The following is a 20,725-nucleotide window of genomic DNA, read 5'->3' on the forward strand; positions in this document are numbered from 1 at the left end:
GATGTCGATGGTGGATGGAAGGATGAGTGTTTGCTGAGCTTAAGTGGGCTGCGAATAAGATGCTGTAGAGTCATGCGCAGGCGCCACCGTTGGATGCTGATGGCGAGTTTTATTTGCTTGTTGGTGGGCAAGCTATACGCCACTGAGCTGAGCGCGGATATGCTTCAGGCTCAGTTTGGAGGGTGCCCACAAGTCCGCACTAGCGGTCTTCGTCTGCAAGCGATCCCCCTGCGTGTTAAGGTGGAAAGTATTGAAATCGACCTTGCTTGTCTGTTGGCGCAAGGCCAGCATGCTCAGCCGTTTCGCTTGGTTTCGTTAAAGCCTCTTGCTCAGCAGTTGTTTCAAGGTTTATTGGACTTACCGAGCTCGGTGGTTGCGAGCTCGGTAGCGGTCGATCGCCTGCAAGTTAAAGCGGGAGCGCAGTCGCTATTTGATGGCCAATTACAACTCTCACAACGAGGCCAGCAATGGCTTGCCAGCTACCAACAAGAGGATGGTTTGGCAATTAAGCTGCAGCTGTTGCCAAAAGCTGAGACGCTCATCTTAGAAGGCCATCTAGGGAAGCATAGCTTGCGTGCATTGGCTGGTCTGATTCAGCAGCCGCAATTGGATGGGCCAATATTTGCCGATGCAGATTTTTCCTTGCGGGGAAAAGCGGGCCAGCACTTACAATTAAATGCTCAATTTAAGTTACCTACTTTGGCGATGGAGGGGAAGGCTTGGCTGCAAGGGTGGCAAGATTGGCGGCTAAGGCTGGAGAGTTCTAGTTTTCATTGGCAGGGAAAAGATTGGCCGAGTGTTGAGAGCAAAATCCAAGCAAAAGGTTGGCAAGTTGAGGTTGCCGATTGGCAACTTAAAGGTGAAGGCCTGTGGCAGTGGACGCCAGCGATGCAGCTGTCGGGGCTGCTACATAGTGATAATGTATTACCCTTGCAACAGGCTCTTTTGCCTTTAGCTGAACCAGCAAAATTACTGTCGGGAGCTTTGGAATCACACTTCACTTGGCAAGCGGAGCAACTGACAAGCCAGTTTAAACTCAGTGGCCTAAATGCTTTGTGGGGAGAGTTGGCATTGGCCGATGCTCAGCTCGCGGGGCAGCTCGATTATCAGCCAGATCTTGGTTGGAAACACGCGGGAGAGTTGCAAGTTAAGCAATGGGATATCGGTTTTCCGGTGAGCGATATTCAACTGCATTGGCAGCAGCCTAACTATGCCCCTTTGGAACAATGGCACTCGCTACTGTTAGACGATATCTCTTTTGGGTCTTTAGGTGGACGGGGCAGGCTTGCTCAATTGAGATTGAAGCTACCGAGCCAAACATCTTTGCAGTTGAGCAAGGTCCAGTTATCTCAGTTGGCGACACTTTATCCCGAATTAGCTTTAAGCATGCAGGGCTCGGTATCAGGGACGCTTCCCCTGCAACTGAGCAGACAGGGTTTGGCAATCAAAGGCGGCTCGCTGGCGGTTGTTGAGCCGCATGGGCATATCGCTCTCACTCACCAATCCTTACTGGCGGTAAAAGCGCAGCACCCTTCTTTAGATTTTGCTCTAAGCTTATTGGAAGATTTTGATTATGAAAAGCTTGCAGCTGAGCTAGATTTTGCCGAAGATGGGCTGCTCGATATGCAAGTGCAACTGATTGGACGCAATCAACAACTGAGTCCTCGTTTGGTGACTTTGAACTATCGTCATCAAGAAAATATTTACCAGTTATTACGTAGTTTACGTATTGGCCAACAATTGTCAGGACAACTACAGCAATGGATAGACGACAGCGCTTCAGAAGTATCCCCTTTGCCTTAGCGGTAACTTTTGGGCTTATGGCCTGTACCCCAAGGGTGGAGGTGGCCGTAGATAAGCCAATTACGGTGAATTTAAATGTCAAAATTGACCATGAAATTCGAGTGCGAGTTGATAAGCAGCTCGATGATTTGTTTAACGATGAAAGCGGGCTATTTTAGGAGAGTATGATGAAGTGGAATAGCTGGATTTTAAGCCTATTATTGTGTTTTAGCTTATCGGTATCGGCGATGGACTTAGATGATGCCAAGGCCAAAGGTTGGGTCGGTGAACAAACCAATGGTCTATTAGGAATTGTAAGCCATCGCGCAGAAGTCAGTGATTTGGTGAATAATATCAATCAACAACGACTTGCCAAGTACCAACAAATTGCCAAGGAAAATGGCTTAAGTGAGCAGCAGGTCGCTATCCTCGCGGGAAAAAAAGCGATTGAACGTAGTCAAAGTGGTCATTACATACAATCGCCCGCTGGAACTTGGTTAATAAAACCCTGACCGTTTATACGTCTTAAGACGCTAAATAGCGTCTTACTTCGTGGCACACTTGTTGATAGCAGTCTACGCAGGCACTTAGATCTTGTTCCAATGTCTCACTGTGCTTGAGTTGCTGTACACAGCGGTTTAGTGGAGTGCTACACAGTAAAGACGCAAGGCCTTGCAACTGTTGCAGTAAACCCTTTGAACAACACTGTTGTTGTTGCGCTTGAGCAATTAAGAGCAGGTCTTGTTTGCTACTCTGCAGAAAATCTTGCAACCAATGTCGAACCAGCGCTTCATCGCCAAACTGAGCCTTCAGTTTAGGCCAGTCGATAGCACTAAGCCGACTCATGGTTTTGGTGTGTAAATGGGCGAAGGAAACTGGGTTATGTTGGTGACTTCATGGATTTTTGCGGTGCCGATATCATCGACAGCATCGATGCGCAAAATATTATGCATCGGTACGTAGGTGCGGCTCACTCCGGAGAACTCAGTTTTTAATTTTTCTTCATTAGGATCGACCACGAGCTTGGTTTGAGTATCGAAGACTAAGTCGGCTAACTCAACGAAGCCGAACATTGAACCTTGGGAGACATCTCTGGCATAGAGCTCATAATTTTTGCCATTAGAAATAAAATTAACGCGATAAAGTTGCGACATGCTTACTACTCGTATGATGTAACTAATTACATGGATTCAAGAATCTGTAATATAAGACTATTTGATAAGGTTTCAAGCTGAGGCTGATTCTAACTAGATAGCGGATCTAAGGATAGTTCGCTGACATTTATCAACAAAAAACTGCCTTTGCGGCTAATTCTTAGTTAATTCATCTAAGTGGACTTTATCCGCTAGTCTATTCAACTATGCTGTATTGAACAACACGATTCCTGTTCGATGGTGTTTAATTGTTGTCATCGGATGTAGAGGCTGCAAGCTCTGCCATCTCATTAGGGTCAACGCCTAATTCTTGGCAAGCATCTAAAAATGAAGCGCCAGTGTGACACATTAAAATATCAATTGCGGGCAGTAAATTAGGTGCTTCTGACATGTTTGGCCTCATTATGTTGTTAATAAAAAGATAATAATGTTAAGCACTGTCCCATAGTTTCACGACAAGCCCTAGAGATCTCGATCACAAAAATACATTTACTCTACGGATGATTTAAGTCGTGGCTGTTGTCGCTTGGCGGCGATAGGCGGTTTTTTAATGAGCTTGCAAACTTTATGTTAAGCGTTTGTGGTGAGCTGAAAATAATTGTTATCGCTTAGCTAAGCTCATACACTGAGGCATTATTGTGACACCCGATGATCCGCAGCGGCTGAGTTCGCGGCGGTTCGCTATTCATAACAAGGAATTACCATGCTTGAATACTATTCAATGGCCAAACATCTCCATATGACGCTGGCGACGCTGAGTATTATTGGTTTTGTTTTCCGCTGGTTGTTAGCCTTGAAAGGCTCAGCGATGCTCAATCGCAGATGGTTGAAAGTTTTCCCTCACTTGGTTGATACCTTACTATTGGTCGCAGCTATTTTCTTGTGCATTGCTTCGCAACAATATCCTTTGGTTGAAAATTGGTTGACGGTTAAGGTTGTATTATTAGTGGTCTATATCTTACTGGGAGTGTTTGCCTTGAAGCGTGCGCCGAACCAGTTGATTCGAATATTGGCTGGCCTGGCCGCCATTGCGGTGTTTGCTCAGCTGTTGGTTGTGGCGATAACCAAGTCGCCGCTCGGGCTATTGGCTTAAGTGTATGTTTCGATTATCGCTTCGTTCACTGCTGCTTAATCTATGGCATTTCTCTATCGTTTATAGTGTGGTGCTGATTAGTATTGGCTATTGTGAGGTGATGCAGCTGGATTTTGAAGTGGTGGACCAGGGGATTAATCGGCACAAATGGAGCATTATTGGCCTATATTTTCTATATTTGACCTTCTGGTGGTGGCTTAATCCTTATTTTAGCCGCTTACGACGCTCCTACTAAATCAGGCCGCTTTACTTGTTGTGAGTGCGGTTAAAACGGTTCACTGTTGCTTGGTCATATGGGTTTGATTCGCTAAGATTTTTCTGGCCATACTAAGCTCAAATGCTGCTTGAAAAGTTCGAGTCAAAGTCTGCTGTACTGGCTTACGAGGTATGTGGGTTAAAATGCTCCGCAAACACCAGGCGCTTAACAAAGCGCTTCGTTGAATGGGCAGCTAAGCGAGCAAGCTCAATTGCCGCTTAGTTATAACGCCAATAACTGGGTAAGAATAAGACCAATACTGTTAGTACTTCTAGGCGTCCCAACAACATGCCGATCGAGAGTAACCACTTTGCGGAATCTGGTAGCAGGTGAAAGTTATGATCAGGGCCGATCACTCGACCGAGACCGGGGCCCACATTGGCTAAGGCGGTCATCGCGCCAGATAAAGCGGTGACCGGATCTAAACCGAGTAAGGCGAGGCCGCTAGCGAGGATGATCAGGGTAAAGAAGAACGCAAAAATAAAGGCGACCAAGGAGCGAATATGCTGCTCACTCACAACCCGGCCGTTATAGCGGTGTGGGTAGATACCGTTGGGGTGTAGTAATTGTTTGAGTTGGCGTGAAAATAAACCACTGGCTAATTGAAAGCGGAAAATTTTAATTCCCCCCGAAGTCGACCCCGAACAAGCACCCACCAACATTAAAAAGATAAATAACACGGTGGTGAAGTTCCCCCAATGGCTGAAATCGGTGAGGCCATAGCCAGTGGTGGTGATGATGGAAATAATATTGAAGGTGCTAATCCGCATTGCATCGAGCAATGAGAAAGTTCCATGCAGCCATAGCCAAAGGCTCATCATGCCGCCTAATACTAAGATGACGGTAATAAACCCTCGGACTTGAGCATCTCGCCAGATATAGCGTAAATCGCGGTGGCGTAGGGTTTGCACCAATAATAAGAACGGCAGGCCACCTAGCAGCATAAACATACTACTAACCCAATGACTGGCGTTACTAAAGTGTGCCATCGATTCATCGGAGGTGGAGTAACCGCCGGTGGAGATAGTCGTCATGGAGTGATTGATCGCTTCAAACCAGTCCATACCCGTAATATGGTAGGCAACAGCACAAAGTAACGACAGTAATAAATAAACCTTCAGCATATTACTGGCGACGTTTTTAGTTTTGGGCGTGTTTTTATCTGACCAGTCGGAAGATTCAGTTTGGAACAGCCGCATTCCGCCAACATTTAAAAACGGTAAGATGGCTACGCTGAGTACGATAAAACCAATGCCACCTAACCATTGCAACATCGAACGCCACAGCAAAGCACTCTTGGGCATGTCATCTAATCCGGCCAATACCGTTGAGCCAGTTGTGGTTAGGCCAGACATGGTTTCAAAAAAGGCATCGGTAAAACTAATGTGGTCGATACGATAGAGCGGCAGCGCGCCAAATAGACAGGCAACCAGCCAGACCGTGGTGGTGAGCAAAAACATTTCCCGAACCGATAGCTTGAATGTGGCCTTACTGCCCCAACGAATTAGCGCAAAGGAGGTGGTTTGAGTCAGTACAATGGTGTAAAAAAACTCAATGTAGTCGGGCTCATCGTAAGCCATACCTAAAGCGAGTGGTGCTAACATGAGTAAGCTGAGTTTCGATAACACTAGCCCGACGATAAACATAATCGGCCGTAGATTTGGGATAATCACCTGCGGTTACCTTAAATTACAGGAAGAAGGGGCTAGGTTGGAATAAACGTTCAACCTCAGGAATAAACTTCTTATCCACTAAGAACATCACCACGTGGTCATCTTGCTCGATCACAGTATCATCATGCGCGATAATCACTTGGTTATTGCGCATGATCGCGCCGATGGTGGTGCCCGGAGGAAGCTTGAGCTCGCCAACACTGCGGCCGACAACCTTGGAGGTATTATTATCACCATGAGCAATCGCTTCTATCGCCTCAGCAGCGCCATGACGCAAAGAGTAAACATTAACAATGTCAGCACGCCTTACATGAGTTAACAGCGCTGAGATCGTCGCTTGCTGCGGTGAAATTGCAATGTCGATGGCACTCCCACCGCCTTGTACTAATTCAACATAAGCACCGCGTTGGATCAACACCATGACTTTCTTGGCGCCCATTCGCTTGGCGAGCATCGCCGACATAATGTTCGCTTCATCGTCATTGGTGACGGCAATAAAGACATCGACCTGCTCAATATTTTCTTCGCTCAATAGTTCTTGATCGGAAGCATCACCACAAAACACAATTGTGTTATTGAGCATTTCTGCGAGCTGTTCGGCTCGTCGTTGATTATGCTCTATCAGTTTCACGCTGTATTGACTGTCGAGGCGTTTGGCTAAGGCGGCTCCAATATTTCCCCCTCCTACGATCATGATCCGGCGGTAAGGTTTTTCGAGCTTTTGCAGTTCTGCCATGACCTTACGGATGTGATCGCTCGCGGCGATAAAGAACACTTCGTCATCGGCTTCAATCACCGTAGTGCCTTGCGGCCGAATCGCGCGTCCTTGGCGGAAAATCGCAGCAACTCGGGTTTCAATGTCAGGCATGTGGTCCCGCAATACTGATAAAGCGTTTCCGACTAAAGGCCCACCATAATAGGCTTTAATGGCAACCAAACCCACTCGGCCACGGGCAAACGGCATCACTTGCAGTGCGCCAGGGTAGTCGATGAGGCGGCTGATATAATCGGTGACTAGCTGCTCAGGTGCGATCAGATGATCGACGGGGATGGCTTCGTTACAAAACAAAGCCTCTTTTTCCGCGAGTAATTCTTCTGAGCGGATCCGCGCGACTTTATTTGGTGTATTAAAGAGGGTGTAGGCGATTTGGCAAGCTGCCATATTGGTTTCATCGCTGTTGGTAACGGCCACTAACATGTCGGCGTCATGCGCGCCTGCTTCACGTAGTACACTGGGGTGGGCTGCATGCCCCAATACGACTTGTAAATCAAACTTGTCTTGCAGTTCTCTAAGGCGATCCTGATCATTATCAACAATAGTGATGTCTGATTTTTCGCCGACTAGGTTCTCTGCTAGCGTGCCGCCAACCTGACCCGCGCCAAGAATGATTATTTTCATTATCCTAACAATACCTCAAGCATTCATTGCTAATTTTTAGTGTTACCTTTGCTGCAGCTAAAGGCAAGCTTAACTGTTGCTTTTACGCAGACGCGCATAATAAAAGCCATCCATGTTATTGTCACCGGGTAAAAGTTGCCAGCCGGGTTGCTGAGCCGTTTCGTTTTGGTTAATTGGGAGCAACTCAGCATCAGCAGTTTGTTGCAAAAATACCGCGATTTGTTGGTAGTTTTCTTCTGGAAGTACCGAACAGGTAGCATATAGCAATACGCCTCCGGGCTTAAGATGTTGCCACAGCGCCGTTAATATTTGTTGCTGTAGTTTTACTAGCTCGGCGATATCGGCTTCTCTGCGGAGCCATTTTATATCGGGATGGCGACGGATTACACCAGTAGCGGAACAGGGCGCATCCAGTAGAATTCTATCAAAGGGCTGCTGATTCCAACGCTCAGGTTGGCTGGCATCGGCACAATGTAAGGTGGCTTTTAGCTGCAAACGTTGTAGATTTTCACTAACACGATTGAGTCGAGTTTGCTCGGTATCGACCGCGACGAGTTCGGCCAGTTGTGGCTGCAATTCCAAGATATGACAAGTTTTTCCGCCTGGTGCGGCACAGGCATCTAAGACTCGTTCTCCCGCCTGGGCATCGAGTAGCGCAGCTGCCATTTGGGCTGCGCCGTCTTGCACCGAAGCTGCCCCTTGAGCAAAATCAGGTAACTTATTGACTGCTTGGGCTTTCTCCAGGCATAAGGCTTGGGGGGCTAGCTCGCTATGCTGGCTGCCAATTTCCAGCTGGTTTAACTGTTGTTGATAGTCTAGAGTCGTGCCTTGAAGGGCGTTGACCCGCAGCCACATCGGCGCATGTTGGTTATTGGCGGATAAAATATCCTGCCAACGCTGCGGATAAGCAGCCTTGAGTCGTTTGGTGATCCAGCTTGGATGACAAAATTGCAGACTATCGTTGGCGGTTAACTGCGGTTCAAGTTGCTCGCGTTGGCGCTCGGCATTTCGCAGTACCCCATTGACTAATTTCTTTAAGCTATGCAGCTTGAGTTGCTGGGTGGCTGAGACGGTCTCAGAGACTGCGGCATGCGCAGGTACCCGCATATAAAATAGCTGATAGAGCCCCACCATTAATAAAAAGTGGCCGTTACGGATTTTGCCTTTGAGGGGTTTATCCATCAATTGCTGTAACACCGCTTCGAAGCGCGGCAACCAGCGCAATACCCCAAAACACAGCTCTTTAACTAGCGCATGATCTCGCGCCACGACTTGCGGTAATACTCGAGGCAGCATTTGGCTTAAGGATTGTCCCTGGTCGACCACTTGAAACAAAATATTGGCGGCTGCCGCACGGGCGTTAATTTGTTTGAGCTTTGGCTGTTCAGCCATGTTTATTCTCCAGCACCAGGCCGGGGCTAAACCAGTCCTTTCGGGCATTGAGTACATCGGCGGCGGCTAAGGCTTTTTTGCCCGGCAGCTGAATTTGTTCTAAGCGTAAGGCGTCTTTGCCAGTTGCAACCACTATTCCACCCTTATCGGCGCTGAGTATGGTTCCCGGGGGGGCGGTGTTTAGCATGGCCACAACACTGGCTTGCCAGACTTTCACATTTTGCTCGGCGACCGGAAAATAGCTGACAGGCCATGGATTAAAGGCGCGAATACAGCGTTCGATAAATTCGGCGTCTTGTTGCCAGTTGATACAAGCTTCGGCTTTAGTTAACTTTTTCGCGTAATTCGCTTGCGTATCATCTTGCGGAGTAGCGGTTAACTTGCCTAGGGCCATGCCATCAACCGCCTGGATGAGCGATTGAGGGCCAACTTCGGCCAGTCGCTGATACAGGGATGCGCTGGTTTCATCCTCGGCGAGGGCGACTTTTTCAAGTAATAACATATCGCCGGTATCTAAGCCGATATCCATCTGCATGATGGTGACCCCGGAATGGCTGTCACCGGCCCAAATAGCGCGTTGGATCGGCGCAGCCCCACGCCAGCGAGGCAATAGAGATCCATGCACGTTGATACAGCCCAAGCGTGGGCTATCTAGGATGACTTGTGGCAATAGCAAGCCGTAAGCCACCACCACCATTAAATCGGCATTTAATTCCGCTAACTGTTGTTGTGCGGTTTCAGTTTTAAAATTCTCCGGCTGATAAACGGGAATTTGGTGTTGTTCGGCCAGTTGTTTTACCGGACTAGTTTGCAGCTTTTTTCCGCGCCCCGCTGGGCGGTCGGGCTGAGTGTAAGCCGCGACGATCTGATGTTCGCTATTGATGAGTGCTGCTAAATGGCGCGCCGCGAAATCGGGCGTGCCTGCAAAGATGATCCGCAATGGCTTCACGCTGTTCTCCAAATTTGATGTTTTACGATTAGCGTTTTGCAAGCTTTTGGAGCTTGGTTTTTAGCCGTTGGCGTTTGAGCGGGGAGAGGTAATCGATAAACAATTTCCCTTTCAGGTGATCTAACTCGTGTTGTACACAAATCGCCAATAAGCCTTCAGCTTCAAAAACTTGCTGGTTGCCATCGGTATCTAGTGTTTGTACTTTAATCTTTTCAGCTCTTGGCACATCAGCGCGATATTCAGGCACTGATAAACAACCTTCTTCGTTTAACTGTTCACCTTCACTTTCGATGATTTTGGCATTAATTAACACCAGGGGTTGATTGCGTTCTTCCGATACGTCGATAACCACGATCTGTTGATGAATGTTGACCTGAGTCGCAGCTAGGCCAACTCCTTCTTCTAGATACATGGTTTCAAACATATTTTTGATTATAATTCTAATACTATCATCAATATTCTTAACGGGTTGCGCTATAGTCCTCAGACGCTCGTCGGGAAAACGCAATACTTCGAGTGCAGCCATAACTTTAGTCTTTATTCAGGTTTTGGTAGATTGAAGGTAATTCTAGTCATTTATCTGACTAAAAAACAGCTTTGCATAATAGGGATGTCGTCGGGAGACACTATGAAAGGGATTAAATGGGCTTGGTTAGTGGCTGCGTTACTACTTGCTGGTAACCTAATGGCCGACACTTTGCGTTTAAAAGATGACTTCCCCGAAGTGTATGTGGTGAAGAAAGGCGATACCTTATGGGACATCTCGGCGCTTTATTTACACTCTCCCTGGTTATGGCCACGCTTATGGCAATTTAACCCACATATTGAAAATCCGCATCTGATTTATCCTGGTGATCGCTTATCGTTAATTTATGAAAATGGCGAGCCACGCTTAGTGCGCAAGCGGATCGTTAAGAAATCACCGCAGGTGCACATTGAAGAAAAACAGCAGCCTATTCCAACCATTCCTCTGGCGGCGATTGGCAGTTTCTTGTCGCATGATCATGTGATTGACCAGCAGTCGCTACAAGATATCCCTTATGTACTCGGTGATAACGATGCTGAGTCGCGGATTGCTTTAGGGCGGGCTATTTATGTTCGAGGTGAGGCCGAACCGGGTAAATATTACGGGATCTATCGAGTCGGTGATAAATATACAGATCCCGAGACTAAAGAAAATTTAGGGCAAAAACTGAATTTTATTGGAGTGGGTTTGGCGGAGCGCTTACACCCAAATAATATGATCCAGTTTAAGGTTGTTCAGGTACTCAAAGAAATTAATCAAGGTGACATCATGCTGGCGTTGCCTGACCAAGACCGCTTACCCGCCTATTTTGTGCCAAATAATAAGCAACTTGCTTCGCCCGGGGTGATTCTTTCTGCTGCCACCGATACCTCTGTAATGAGTCGTAACGATGTAGTGGTGATTAATAAAGGTATTCGTGACCATGTTGCGCCGGGGGATATGTTTGCGATTACTCAACCCGGCCAGGTGATGATTGATAAGGTACAACGCAAGTCCTACGAAGAGACGGCTAATCATTACGATAGATTGTTTAATAAGGAAGATCAGCGGGTGACCTTGCCGAATGAAAAAGTGGGCGAATTAATGGTATTTAAATCTTATGATAAGGTCAGCTATGCCATTATTACCGACAGTAGAGTGATGGTGCGGGCAAATTATTTGGTCGAGAGTTTATAGTTGCTGCCGAGCTTAACGCTTGAACAGTACCTGCGGCTGGCCGGAGTGCCCCGCTTTTCTCCCAGCCGCCTGTTGGCGGTCTTAACTCGTTGTAGTGTAGAACAATTATTTGCTGCAGATGCCAAGCAACTTGCTGCCTGGCAGTTTAGTGAGGCGCAAATTAAGGCGCTGTTGCACCCAGAACAAGTGCGTATGTCGCTTGCCCTGCGTTGGTTAGAGCAGGAGCGATGTCATTTATTGGGTTGCTTCGACCCGCTTTATCCCGAATGTTTAAGACAAATACAGCGGCCCCCTTTGCTGTTATTTGTGCGAGGCCATCCAACCTTACTCAGCAGCCAGCAACTTGCAGTTGTGGGCAGTCGTCATGCGAGTTGGCGGGGCCTACAGCAAGCTCAAGACTTTGCTCGTCAGTTAACACAACAAGGACTAACTATTACCAGTGGCTTGGCTTTAGGCGTTGACGCTGCAGCCCATAAGGGTGCTTTGCAGGCGAGGGGCGACGGCACGATTGCAGTCGTGGCGACGGGGCTTGATCGCGTTTATCCAAAACGGCATCAGGCTTTGGCGCATGAGATTGCGGAACAAGGCGCGATGGTAAGTGAGTTTTGGCCCGGTACCGCTGCGAAGGCTAATCACTTTCCTCGGCGAAATCGTATTATCAGTGGTTTAAGTTTAGCGGTCTTGGTGGTCGAAGCCGGGCTGCCTAGTGGCTCTTTACTCACCGCAAATTATGCCGCAGAACAGGGCCGTGATGTATTCGCTGTCCCTGGAGCTATTGATGACCCTTTGCATGCAGGTTGCCATCACTTAATTCAGCAAGGCGCTAAATTAGTCACCTCTGCGGCCGATATAACAGAAGAGTTAGTTGGTTTTGTTGCTCAGCCAGAACAGCATTTAGCGTCGCTGGAGCAAAATATGCAAGAACAAGATTTGCCTTATCGGCAATTGTTGGATAACTTAGCATATGAGAGCACTTCAATTGATGATTTGGTCTTAAGCACTCAACAACCTGTTGATGCTGTACTGGCTCAGTTAACTGAGCTTGAGATATTGGGTGTTGTGGCCGTCGTGCCAGGTGGTTATGTGAAGCTGAGGAGGAACTAGTTATGTTTGATATCCTCATGTATCTATTCGAAACTTACATTCATAGTGATGTAGAGCTGCTGATGGATCACGATGAGCTTACAGAAGAGCTTAGCCGTGCGGGATTTCATAAAGAAGAGATCTATAAGGCCTTAGATTGGTTGGAACAACTTGCAGCCTTGCAAGATAGTGACAAACAACCTTATTTGAATCCTTCAGATATACCATCATTACGCATTTATACTGCGCCAGAAATTGCCAAGTTAGATGTTGCTTGTCGAGGTTTCCTACTGTTCTTAGAACAGATGAAAGTCTTGAATGCTGAAACACGTGAAATGGTAATTGACCGGGTGATGGAGCTTGACGGACCAGAACTTGAGCTGGAAGATTTGAAATGGATCATTTTGATGGTGCTATTCAATGTTCCCGGTAGTGAGTCGGCCTATCAGCAAATGGAAGAATTGTTATTTGATCTTGGTGACGGGCCTCTGCATTAAAGTGCTTAGGTTTGAAGCGATGATACACCGCTAACTGGCGGTGTTTCAGGCTGCTTATTGCTCAATCAGACACGCCGCTGTCGAATTAATACGCCTCAACCTGCAATTTTGTTATGCTTAGCCAAGTTGAATGAGGTGTAGCCATGTCCAAAATTGATCCTAAATTGTTTTCTGCGCATGAACATGCCTTAGAGAAAGAATACGAGGTTTGTCCCAAGTGTGGTGGTGAGCTGCAGCATCGCAGTAGTAAATCGGGAGCTTTCTTGGGATGCAGCCAATATCCCAGCTGTGATTATAGCCGTGCTCTACACCAGCAAGACCACTCCTTGGAGAAAGTTTTACCCGGTACTATTTGTCCCGATTGTGGGGAGCCCTTGATGTTGCGACAAGGCCGCTATGGCATGTTTATTGGTTGCAGTGCTTTCCCCCAATGTCAACATATCGAATCGGCTCAGCCGCAAGCCGAAGACTCGCCCGATATCCAGTGCCCTGCCTGCGGTAAAGGGCAACTGGCGAAACGTCAATCTCGTTATGGTAAAACGTTCTATGCTTGTGATTGTTACCCGAAATGTTCGTATGCGGTCAATGATAAGCCAGTCGCGAAAGCTTGCCCAGATTGTGGCTGGAAACTATTAGTACTGAAAAAAACCGCAGCAGGAATACGTGAAGTTTGTCCGCAAAAAAACTGTCAGTATAAGAGTGCACCAATCGAGCAGAATTAAACTGGCGCAAACATTAAGAAAATAGAAAGGGAAGCTCGCTTCCCTTTTTGCTGGCTTCATATCGCACCGCGTGTGAGATAAACAGTTATACCAATCTAACTCATGATCGGTTCATTCCTGCTGGCCTAAATCACCGCTAACGGCGTGATGTATTTTGTCATTAGAGCCACTAATTACTGATTATCGGCAGATTTATGCTGCGCAATAAGTTGAGCACATAATGAGTCGGATTGGTATTAGTCTTCGACGTTCAGCTCTTTGAGTTTACGGGTGAGAGTATTTCTCCCCCAGCCTAATAAGCGAGCGGCTTCTTGTTTATGCCCATGGGTATGTTCTAAGGCGGTGGTGAGCATGATCCGTTCAAAGTCGGGCATGGCTTCACCCAAAATATCAATTTGTCCCGAGACTAACTGTTGCGACACCCAAATTTTTAGCAGGGTTCTCCAGTTTCCTTCACTATTCTCCTCGTGTTCGGTGACGACCGGTTTGCTTAACTCAGTCGGAAGATCCGCCGGTAATACTTCTTGACCACTGGCCATCACCGTAAGCCAGCGGCAAACATTCTCGAGTTGTCTTACATTACCTGGCCAAGCTAGTTGCATCATGAACCTTTGGGTATCTTTGTGTAAGGATTTACTCTCTACATTTAGTTCTTTGGCGGCCTGGCTTAAGAAGTGTTTGGCGAGTGATGGAATGTCTTCACGACGTTCACACAGGGATGGTAAGTGAATTCGAATCACGTTGAGGCGATGGAATAAATCTTCACGGAAGTCGCCTTCGGTCACTTTCTTCTCTAGGTTCTGGTGGGTTGCCGCAATGATCCGTACATCCACTTGAACAGGTGAATGGCCTCCGACCCGATAAAACTGTCCATCCGCTAATACCCGTAATAAACGAGTTTGAATATCTAGGGGCATGTCACCAATTTCATCTAGAAATAGGGTACCGCCGTTGGCTTGTTCGAAGCGTCCATGACGAATATTGTTAGCACCCGTAAATGCCCCTTTCTCGTGGCCAAATAGTTCTGATTCGATTAAATCTTTAGGGATCGCGGCCATGTTTAAGGCAATAAAGCTGCCATTTGCGCGGGGGCTGTGTTTGTGCAGTGCATGGGCAACCAGCTCTTTACCGGTCCCCGATTGACCGTTAATCAAAACTGAAATGCTAGAGCGGGATAGGCGTCCAATCGCCCGAAACACTTCTTGCATCGCAGGTGCTTCACCAATAATTTCTGGTGCGGGAGAACTGGGTTTGCTACTGACTTTATTACCTTTTTGCTCGCGGGAAACGGCAACGGCCCGTTCGGTTAAGGCGACTGCTTCATCAATGTCGAAGGGTTTGGGTAAGTATTCGAATGCGCCCCGTTGATAGGCATTTACCGCACTATCGAGATCGGAGTGGGCGGTCATAATAATCACCGGCATTTCTGGAAAATGGGTCTGGGTTTTTTCGAGTAAACTTAAACCATCCATGCCTGGCATTCTAATATCAGAAATAACCACATCGGGCTGCTCGTAATCGAGCTGCTGTAGCATCAATTCTCCATCGGCAAAGCTTAAGCAGTCGTAGCCCGCAGTTTTTAATGCTTTTTCCAACACCCATCTGATAGAGCTGTCGTCATCAACTACCCATACTGTTGCTGCCATCTTAGTACATCCTTAACGTCTTAGGGGAAGATGAATGGTAAACTCGGTGTGACCCGGCCAACTTGCGCATTCAATCTTGCCTTTATGTTGATTGATTAAATTTTGTGCGATTGATAAGCCCAAACCAGTGCCGCCTTCTCGTCCCGTGACCATAGGGTAAAATAGGGTGTCGAGAAGTTCGGTTGGTATGCCTGGGCCGTTATCGATGATTTTAATTTCTGCTGCTAATCTAAAGCGCCGGCCCGCAATGGTGGCTTGGTGCGCGGTTCTGGTGATGATATTGATGGTTCCGCCTGCAGAGCCAAGCGCTTGAATTGCATTCTGTACAATATTGAGGAAAGCCTGCAGTAATTGTTCGTGGTCCATTTCAAAATCGGGAATACTTGGGTCGTAATCACGATCGATGGCGATCCCCTCGGGGAGTTCGAAGCCAACTAATTGGCGTACTTTTTCTAATACCGAATGCACATTGTGTAATTCGTGTTGACCGGGACGCTGTGGCCCGAGTAAACGATCAACCAGTTTTCGTAATCGATCCGCTTGCTCGATGATAATGCCAGTGAACTCTTTCAGTTCTGGATTTACCAGTTCTTTTTCCAATAGCTGTGCTGCGCCCCGTAATCCACCTAGTGGATTTTTTATCTCGTGAGCTAAACCGCGCACCAATTCCTTGGCCGCTTGTTGCTGTGCGTGTTGATAAAGTTCCTGTGAGATTTTCTTTTGTTGGCCAATGGCACGCATTTCTAACATTAAGCGATAGGAATGTTGCTCTTGTAATCGGGTCGCCGAGAGCTCAACCAAGGCATGATGGTTATCAAACACCAAGGTGACTTCGTTGTCGGTAAAGCTTTGACCAACCCCGCAGATGCTGCCTAACTTACTTAGGTCTAGTGAGCTGTGTTTAATTTGTAAAGTCAGTGGTTCGTTGATCAGCCGTTTCGCACTTTGCCCGAGTAATTGCTCGGCCGAAGCATTCACATATTGGATATTGAGTTCAGCATCGAGCAACACTATCGCTGTTACCTGATTTTCAAGTACCAAGCGCTCTAGCCCAGAAATCTTCAACACAACTCTCTCCTGAATGGGTTGCACCACTTTGGTGCCTCTGCACTAATTTTAACGCTAAATAGCAGAGAATGAGAACTTAGCTTCCCCCTGCTGTAGTGCTTACGCTGTCTGATGTTTTAGCACGGTGCAAAAATATGGTTATTGTCTCGGATGATGCAATAAGCTTGCCCGAACTATCGACTAGCTGCACTTGAATTGTGTGGGCGCCTCGATCAATGTTGGTGAGTTGAAAATGAGCTTGTTTAGATAACTGGCCTTGAGGCAGCTGATCGAGCACTAATTTGTAGCTCATGCTGTTATTTGGTGCGGGGGAGGTAGCGGCTTTGATGGTTATTTTACCTTGATTATCCCTGATTGTTTGTTCATTCAGTGGCTGGCTGATATTTAATTGATATTTGATGGTTTTTTCAGCTTTCTTGACGGCTGCCCGAGGGCTTACCAGTGGCCCTTGAGTTGCTGGAGGGACGGGGTTGACCTCTAATTGAGTGGCACCCGCTTGCGGCTGATCGGAGAAGTGAGTGACACCTTGTGCATCCACCCATTGGTAGACGGTGTTGTTTGCTTGGGCGCTGAACAATATGCAGTGCATCGCTAAAAAGATCGTTAAATATTTACCCATCTTTATTTCCTCTGAGCTAATTAATTAAGGTGGGCAAGATTTACATGAAAAGCAATAAAAAAACCCGCTTAAAAGCGGGTTTTTGAAGCGATTTAACGTTTTGTTTATACGCTGTAGTACAATTCGAACTCAACTGGGTGAGTTGTCATGTTAATGCGTTCAACGTCTGCAGCTTTCAATGCGATGTAAGAATCGATGTAATCATCACTGAATACGCCACCGGCAGTTAAGAATTCGCGGTCAGCATCTAGATTCTTCAGTGCGTCTTCTAACGAAGTTGCAACTTGTGGAATGGCTGCAGCTTCTTCTGCTGGTAGGTCGTACAAATCTTTATCCATAGCATCGCCAGGGTGGATCTTGTTCTTGATCCCGTCAAGGCCAGCCATCAACATTGCAGAGAATGCTAAGTATGGGTTGGCTGATGGGTCAGGGAAGCGAACTTCGATACGACGTGCTTTTGGAGATGGAACCACTGGGATACGAATTGACGCAGAACGGTTACGTGCTGAGTAAGCTAGCATTACAGGGGCTTCAAAACCAGGGACCAAACGTTTGTACGAGTTAGTCGAAGCGTTCGCAAAAGCATTGATTGCTTTCGCGTGTTTGATGATACCGCCAATGTAGAACAATGCAGTTTCAGATAGGCCACCGTATAGGTCACCAGCAAACAAGTTTTCGCCGTCTTTCCAAATAGATTGGTGAACGTGCATACCGCTACCGTTATCACCAACAACAGGCTTAGGCATAAAGGTTGCTGTTTTACCGTAAGCGTGAGCTACGTTGTGGACAACATATTTAAGAACTTGAGTTTCATCGGCTTTTTCAACAATTGAGTTGAATAAAGTTGCGATTTCGTTTTGACCCGCGGTTGCCACTTCGTGGTGATGCGCTTCAACAGTTTGGCCCATTTCTTCAAGTACTAAACACATTGCAGAACGTAGGTCTTGTGAAGAATCGACAGGGGCAACTGGGAAGTAACCGCCTTTCACTCCAGGACGGTGACCAGTGTTACCATCTTCGAAGTGCTTGTCTGAGTTCCAAGATGCTTCATCAGCATCAATTTTGTACATAGAACCTGACATGTCAGTTTTGTATTTAACATCATCAAACAAGAAGAACTCTGGTTCTGGACCAAAATAAGCTGCATCTGCAACGCCAGTAGAGCGCATGTAAGCTTCAGCGCGCTTAGCAACTGAACGTGGGTCACGGTCGTAACCTTGCATCGTTGCGGGTTCAAGAATGTCACAACGAAGGTTCAGAGTGTTTTCTTCAGTGAAAGGGTCTAATACGGCAGTAGATGCATCTGGCATCAAAACCATGTCAGATTCGTTAATGCCTTTCCAGCCAGAAATAGAAGAACCATCAAACATTTTACCGTCGGTGAAGAAATCTTCGTCAACCTGGTGAGATGGGATAGATACGTGTTGCTCTTTACCTTTAGTATCAGTAAAGCGTAAGTCAACGAATTTAACTTCTTGCTCTTTAAGCAAAGCTAAAACTTCTGCAGACATGTTTTTAACCTCCGGTGTCATCAAAATTGATGGTTCAAACGATTTAGTAGTATTTATGACGAATTAACGTTGTTGTGTTGCTTCAAGCTAAAATTGTGCCAACACATAAAGCCTTGATATATATGGTGGTACTACGACTAGGCATCAAATTAGTGCAAACTAACGCACCTTGTTGGTGCTATCTTTGTCCATATTGGTGCATGAGCTTTTGAGCAGATCAATCATACCCTAATTGCTAGTTAGAAAAACCGTGATCAACTTAAAACTATGAGAATTTGTCGTTTATATGTACAATAGCCCACTTTTTGATTTTACCTCATTATATAAAGGGCTAAACGCCGTGCTAGATAAGTTAAGAAACATCGCCATTATTGCTCACGTCGACCATGGGAAAACTACCCTGGTAGACAAGCTATTGCAGCAATCAGGAACTCTAACTACCCGTGGCGATGCTGAAGAGCGAGTCATGGACTCTAACGATATTGAAAAAGAGCGTGGTATTACGATTCTTGCAAAGAATACTGCTATCGAATGGCATGATTACCATATCAATATCGTAGATACTCCTGGACACGCCGACTTTGGCGGCGAAGTAGAACGTGTGATGTCAATGGCTGATTCGGTCTTGCTGTTGGTTGACGCACAAGAAGGCCCAATGCCGCAAACCCGCTTTGTGACTCAAAAAGCTTTTGCTCAAGGCCTGAAGCCAATTTTGGTGATCAATAAAATCGATAAGCCTGGCGCTCGTCCTGATTGGGTGATGGATCAAGTATTTGATTTATTCGATAACCTCGGTGCCACTGATGACCAATTAGACTTTAAAGTTGTTTACGCATCAGCTATCAATGGTTGGGCGACAATGGATTTAGATAATCCATCAGACAATATGGAACCACTGTTCCAAGCGATTGTAGATAACGTTGCACCCCCAGCCGCTGATCCAAACGGCGATTTCCAAATGCAAATCTCTCAGTTGGATTACAACTCTTATGTCGGTGTGATTGGTGTTGGCCGTATCACCCGCGGCAGTGTTGTGCCAAACCAGCAAGTGACCATTATTGGTGCTGATGGTAAGAAACGTAACGGTAAAATAGGCCTCGTGCTAAATTACCTCGGTCTTGAGCGTAAAGAAACTTCTCTCGCGGAAGCGGGTAACATTATTGCTATCACCGGTTTAGGCGAGTTAAAAATCTCTGACACCGTTTGTGATACCAATAATGTAGAAGCTTTAACACCTTTAAGCGTAGATGAACCAACGGTGAACATGACCTTCCAAGTGAACAACTCTCCGTTTGCTGGTAAAGAAGGTAAGTTTGTGACCTCTCGAAATATTTTAGAGCGTTTACAAAAAGAAATGGTGCATAACGTTGCATTACGTGTTGAAGAAATGGATGACCCCGATAAGTTCCGCGTATCAGGCCGTGGTGAGCTTCATCTTGGGATCTTGATCGAAAACATGCGTCGTGAAGGCTTTGAACTTGCAGTATCACGTCCAGAAGTAATTCTACGTACCGTTGACGGTAAACTGGAAGAACCCTATGAAACAGTGACCATTGATGTTGAAGAAGCGCATCAAGGCAGTGTTATGGAGCAAATGGGCATTCGTAAGGGTGACCTCACCGATATGGCTCCAGACGGTAAAGGTCGTGTTCGCATGGACTTCCTGATGCCAAGCCGTGGTTTGATGGGTTTCCAAACTGAATTCATGACTCTCACTTCGGGTTCTGGTTTGATTTACCATACTTTCGAGTGTTACGGTCCACACAAAGGCGGCACCATTGGTCAACGTCAAAATGGCGTATTAATCTCCAATGCTACCGGTAAAGCACTGACTTACTCGTTGTTTAACTTACAAGACCGTGGTCGTTTGTTTGCTAAACATGCTGACGAAGTATACGAAGGTCAGATTGTTGGGATCCATACCCGTGAAAACGACCTAACGGTAAACTGTTTGAAAGGTAAGCAGCTCACCAACGTTCGTTCTTCTGGTACCGATGAAGCTCAAACCCTTACGCCGCCGATTGTGTTAACTCTAGAGCAAGCTTTAGAATTTATTGATGATGATGAACTCGTTGAAGTAACGCCAGAGAGTATTCGTATTCGTAAGCGCCACCTTACTGAAAACGATCGTAAGCGTGCAGCTCGGCCACCAAAAGCGCCATAAGCTGTGCTTATGACT

Annotated in this window: 22 protein-coding genes; 10 read left to right on the forward strand and 12 right to left on the reverse strand. The window is 46.6% G+C overall.

Features of this window, described 5'->3' with window-relative positions; genetic code table 11:
* The first annotated feature begins 99 nt into the window (after positions 1 to 99).
* Genes ACRRS1_RS01165 through ACRRS1_RS01175 form a run of 3 tightly spaced genes read left to right on the forward strand, consistent with a single transcriptional unit; the run spans position 100 to position 2,294 of the window.
* Positions 100 to 1,803, forward strand: coding sequence for an intermembrane phospholipid transport protein YdbH family protein (locus ACRRS1_RS01165; protein WP_432468560.1), 1,704 nt, complete (start codon positions 100 to 102; stop codon positions 1,801 to 1,803).
* 17 nt (positions 1,804 to 1,820) lie between these two features.
* Positions 1,821 to 1,961, forward strand: coding sequence for a YnbE family lipoprotein (locus ACRRS1_RS01170; protein WP_432456115.1), 141 nt, complete (start codon positions 1,821 to 1,823; stop codon positions 1,959 to 1,961).
* 6 nt (positions 1,962 to 1,967) lie between these two features.
* Positions 1,968 to 2,294: a YdbL family protein gene (locus ACRRS1_RS01175; protein ID WP_432455024.1), complete on the forward strand. Its 327-nt coding sequence runs from the start codon at positions 1,968 to 1,970 to the stop codon at positions 2,292 to 2,294.
* Between the two features lie 13 nt (positions 2,295 to 2,307).
* Here the strand turns inward: ACRRS1_RS01175 and ACRRS1_RS01180 are convergent, their stop codons facing one another.
* The 3 genes from ACRRS1_RS01180 to ACRRS1_RS01190 all read right to left on the reverse strand — a co-directional run bounded on the left by ACRRS1_RS01180 (position 2,308) and on the right by ACRRS1_RS01190 (position 3,327).
* Positions 2,308 to 2,628: a hypothetical protein gene (locus ACRRS1_RS01180; RefSeq protein ID WP_432468559.1), complete on the reverse strand. Its 321-nt coding sequence runs from the start codon at positions 2,626 to 2,628 to the stop codon at positions 2,308 to 2,310.
* A complete protein-coding gene (locus ACRRS1_RS01185) occupies positions 2,625 to 2,936 on the reverse strand; it encodes a DUF1820 family protein (RefSeq protein ID WP_432455022.1) in 312 nt (103 codons plus the stop codon). Before ACRRS1_RS01185 ends, ACRRS1_RS01180 begins: the two co-directional genes overlap by 4 nt.
* 244 nt (positions 2,937 to 3,180) lie before the next feature.
* The gene (locus ACRRS1_RS01190) at positions 3,181 to 3,327 is read right to left on the reverse strand and encodes a hypothetical protein (protein ID WP_432455021.1); all 147 of its coding nucleotides are present in this window, start codon (positions 3,325 to 3,327) and stop codon (positions 3,181 to 3,183) included.
* 312 nt (positions 3,328 to 3,639) lie between these two features.
* Between ACRRS1_RS01190 and ACRRS1_RS01195 the strand changes: the two genes are divergently transcribed.
* Together ACRRS1_RS01195 and ACRRS1_RS01200 are read left to right on the forward strand one after the other, a co-directional pair.
* A complete protein-coding gene (locus tag ACRRS1_RS01195) occupies positions 3,640 to 4,029 on the forward strand; it encodes a SirB2 family protein (protein ID WP_432464208.1) in 390 nt (129 codons plus the stop codon).
* A 4-nt stretch (positions 4,030 to 4,033) separates the two neighbouring features.
* On the forward strand, positions 4,034 to 4,264 hold the full coding sequence (locus ACRRS1_RS01200) for a hypothetical protein (RefSeq protein WP_432464209.1): 231 nt from the start codon (positions 4,034 to 4,036) through the stop codon (positions 4,262 to 4,264).
* A gap of 239 nt (positions 4,265 to 4,503) precedes the next feature.
* Here ACRRS1_RS01200 and ACRRS1_RS01205 read toward each other — a convergent pair whose 3' ends face one another.
* From ACRRS1_RS01205 to def, 5 genes are all read right to left on the reverse strand, one after another.
* The gene (locus tag ACRRS1_RS01205; protein ID WP_432456114.1) at positions 4,504 to 5,952 is read right to left on the reverse strand and encodes a TrkH family potassium uptake protein; all 1,449 of its coding nucleotides are present in this window, start codon (positions 5,950 to 5,952) and stop codon (positions 4,504 to 4,506) included.
* A 22-nt stretch (positions 5,953 to 5,974) separates the two neighbouring features.
* On the reverse strand, positions 5,975 to 7,357 hold the full coding sequence (gene trkA, locus ACRRS1_RS01210) for a Trk system potassium transporter TrkA (protein ID WP_432468558.1): 1,383 nt from the start codon (positions 7,355 to 7,357) through the stop codon (positions 5,975 to 5,977).
* Between the two features lie 69 nt (positions 7,358 to 7,426).
* Positions 7,427 to 8,749: a 16S rRNA (cytosine(967)-C(5))-methyltransferase RsmB gene (rsmB, locus tag ACRRS1_RS01215; RefSeq protein ID WP_432468557.1), complete on the reverse strand. Its 1,323-nt coding sequence runs from the start codon at positions 8,747 to 8,749 to the stop codon at positions 7,427 to 7,429.
* Positions 8,742 to 9,698, reverse strand: a complete 957-nt coding sequence (gene fmt, locus ACRRS1_RS01220; RefSeq protein ID WP_432468556.1) for a methionyl-tRNA formyltransferase — start codon at positions 9,696 to 9,698, stop codon at positions 8,742 to 8,744. The genes rsmB and fmt overlap by 8 nt, the downstream gene beginning before the upstream one ends.
* A gap of 28 nt (positions 9,699 to 9,726) precedes the next feature.
* Positions 9,727 to 10,224 (reverse strand): peptide deformylase, encoded by a 498-nt coding sequence (gene def, locus ACRRS1_RS01225; RefSeq protein WP_432464213.1) that lies wholly within the window; start codon positions 10,222 to 10,224, stop codon positions 9,727 to 9,729.
* Between the two features lie 102 nt (positions 10,225 to 10,326).
* Here def and ACRRS1_RS01230 point away from each other — a divergent pair, with 102 nt between their 5' ends.
* The 4 genes from ACRRS1_RS01230 to ACRRS1_RS01245 all read left to right on the forward strand — a co-directional run bounded on the left by ACRRS1_RS01230 (position 10,327) and on the right by ACRRS1_RS01245 (position 13,702).
* On the forward strand, positions 10,327 to 11,400 hold the full coding sequence (locus ACRRS1_RS01230; RefSeq protein ID WP_432464214.1) for a LysM peptidoglycan-binding domain-containing protein: 1,074 nt from the start codon (positions 10,327 to 10,329) through the stop codon (positions 11,398 to 11,400).
* Positions 11,401 to 12,504, forward strand: a complete 1,104-nt coding sequence (dprA, locus tag ACRRS1_RS01235; protein ID WP_432468555.1) for a DNA-processing protein DprA — start codon at positions 11,401 to 11,403, stop codon at positions 12,502 to 12,504. It begins immediately after the preceding gene.
* 2 nt (positions 12,505 to 12,506) lie between these two features.
* Positions 12,507 to 12,980 (forward strand): DUF494 family protein, encoded by a 474-nt coding sequence (locus tag ACRRS1_RS01240; RefSeq protein WP_432455012.1) that lies wholly within the window; start codon positions 12,507 to 12,509, stop codon positions 12,978 to 12,980.
* Between the two features lie 143 nt (positions 12,981 to 13,123).
* Positions 13,124 to 13,702, forward strand: coding sequence for a DNA topoisomerase family protein (locus tag ACRRS1_RS01245; RefSeq protein ID WP_432455011.1), 579 nt, complete (start codon positions 13,124 to 13,126; stop codon positions 13,700 to 13,702).
* A 236-nt stretch (positions 13,703 to 13,938) separates the two neighbouring features.
* On the opposite strand, the gene glnG is transcribed toward ACRRS1_RS01245, so the two are convergent.
* The 4 genes from glnG to glnA form a co-directional block, all read right to left on the reverse strand.
* Positions 13,939 to 15,348, reverse strand: coding sequence for a nitrogen regulation protein NR(I) (gene glnG, locus ACRRS1_RS01250; RefSeq protein ID WP_432464216.1), 1,410 nt, complete (start codon positions 15,346 to 15,348; stop codon positions 13,939 to 13,941).
* A 12-nt stretch (positions 15,349 to 15,360) separates the two neighbouring features.
* On the reverse strand, positions 15,361 to 16,416 hold the full coding sequence (gene glnL, locus ACRRS1_RS01255; RefSeq protein WP_432464217.1) for a nitrogen regulation protein NR(II): 1,056 nt from the start codon (positions 16,414 to 16,416) through the stop codon (positions 15,361 to 15,363).
* Positions 16,417 to 16,492: 76 nt separating this feature from the next.
* Positions 16,493 to 17,035: a DUF4124 domain-containing protein gene (locus ACRRS1_RS01260; protein ID WP_432468554.1), complete on the reverse strand. Its 543-nt coding sequence runs from the start codon at positions 17,033 to 17,035 to the stop codon at positions 16,493 to 16,495.
* Positions 17,036 to 17,139: 104 nt separating this feature from the next.
* On the reverse strand, positions 17,140 to 18,546 hold the full coding sequence (gene glnA / locus ACRRS1_RS01265) for a glutamate--ammonia ligase (RefSeq protein WP_432455007.1): 1,407 nt from the start codon (positions 18,544 to 18,546) through the stop codon (positions 17,140 to 17,142).
* 340 nt (positions 18,547 to 18,886) lie between these two features.
* Between glnA and typA the strand changes: the two genes are divergently transcribed.
* Positions 18,887 to 20,710: a translational GTPase TypA gene (gene typA, locus ACRRS1_RS01270; protein ID WP_432468553.1), complete on the forward strand. Its 1,824-nt coding sequence runs from the start codon at positions 18,887 to 18,889 to the stop codon at positions 20,708 to 20,710.
* The last annotated feature ends 15 nt before the right edge of the window (positions 20,711 to 20,725 follow it).

Source organism: Agarivorans sp. Z349TD_8, assembly GCF_050870825.2.
Taxonomy (GTDB): domain Bacteria; phylum Pseudomonadota; class Gammaproteobacteria; order Enterobacterales; family Celerinatantimonadaceae; genus Agarivorans.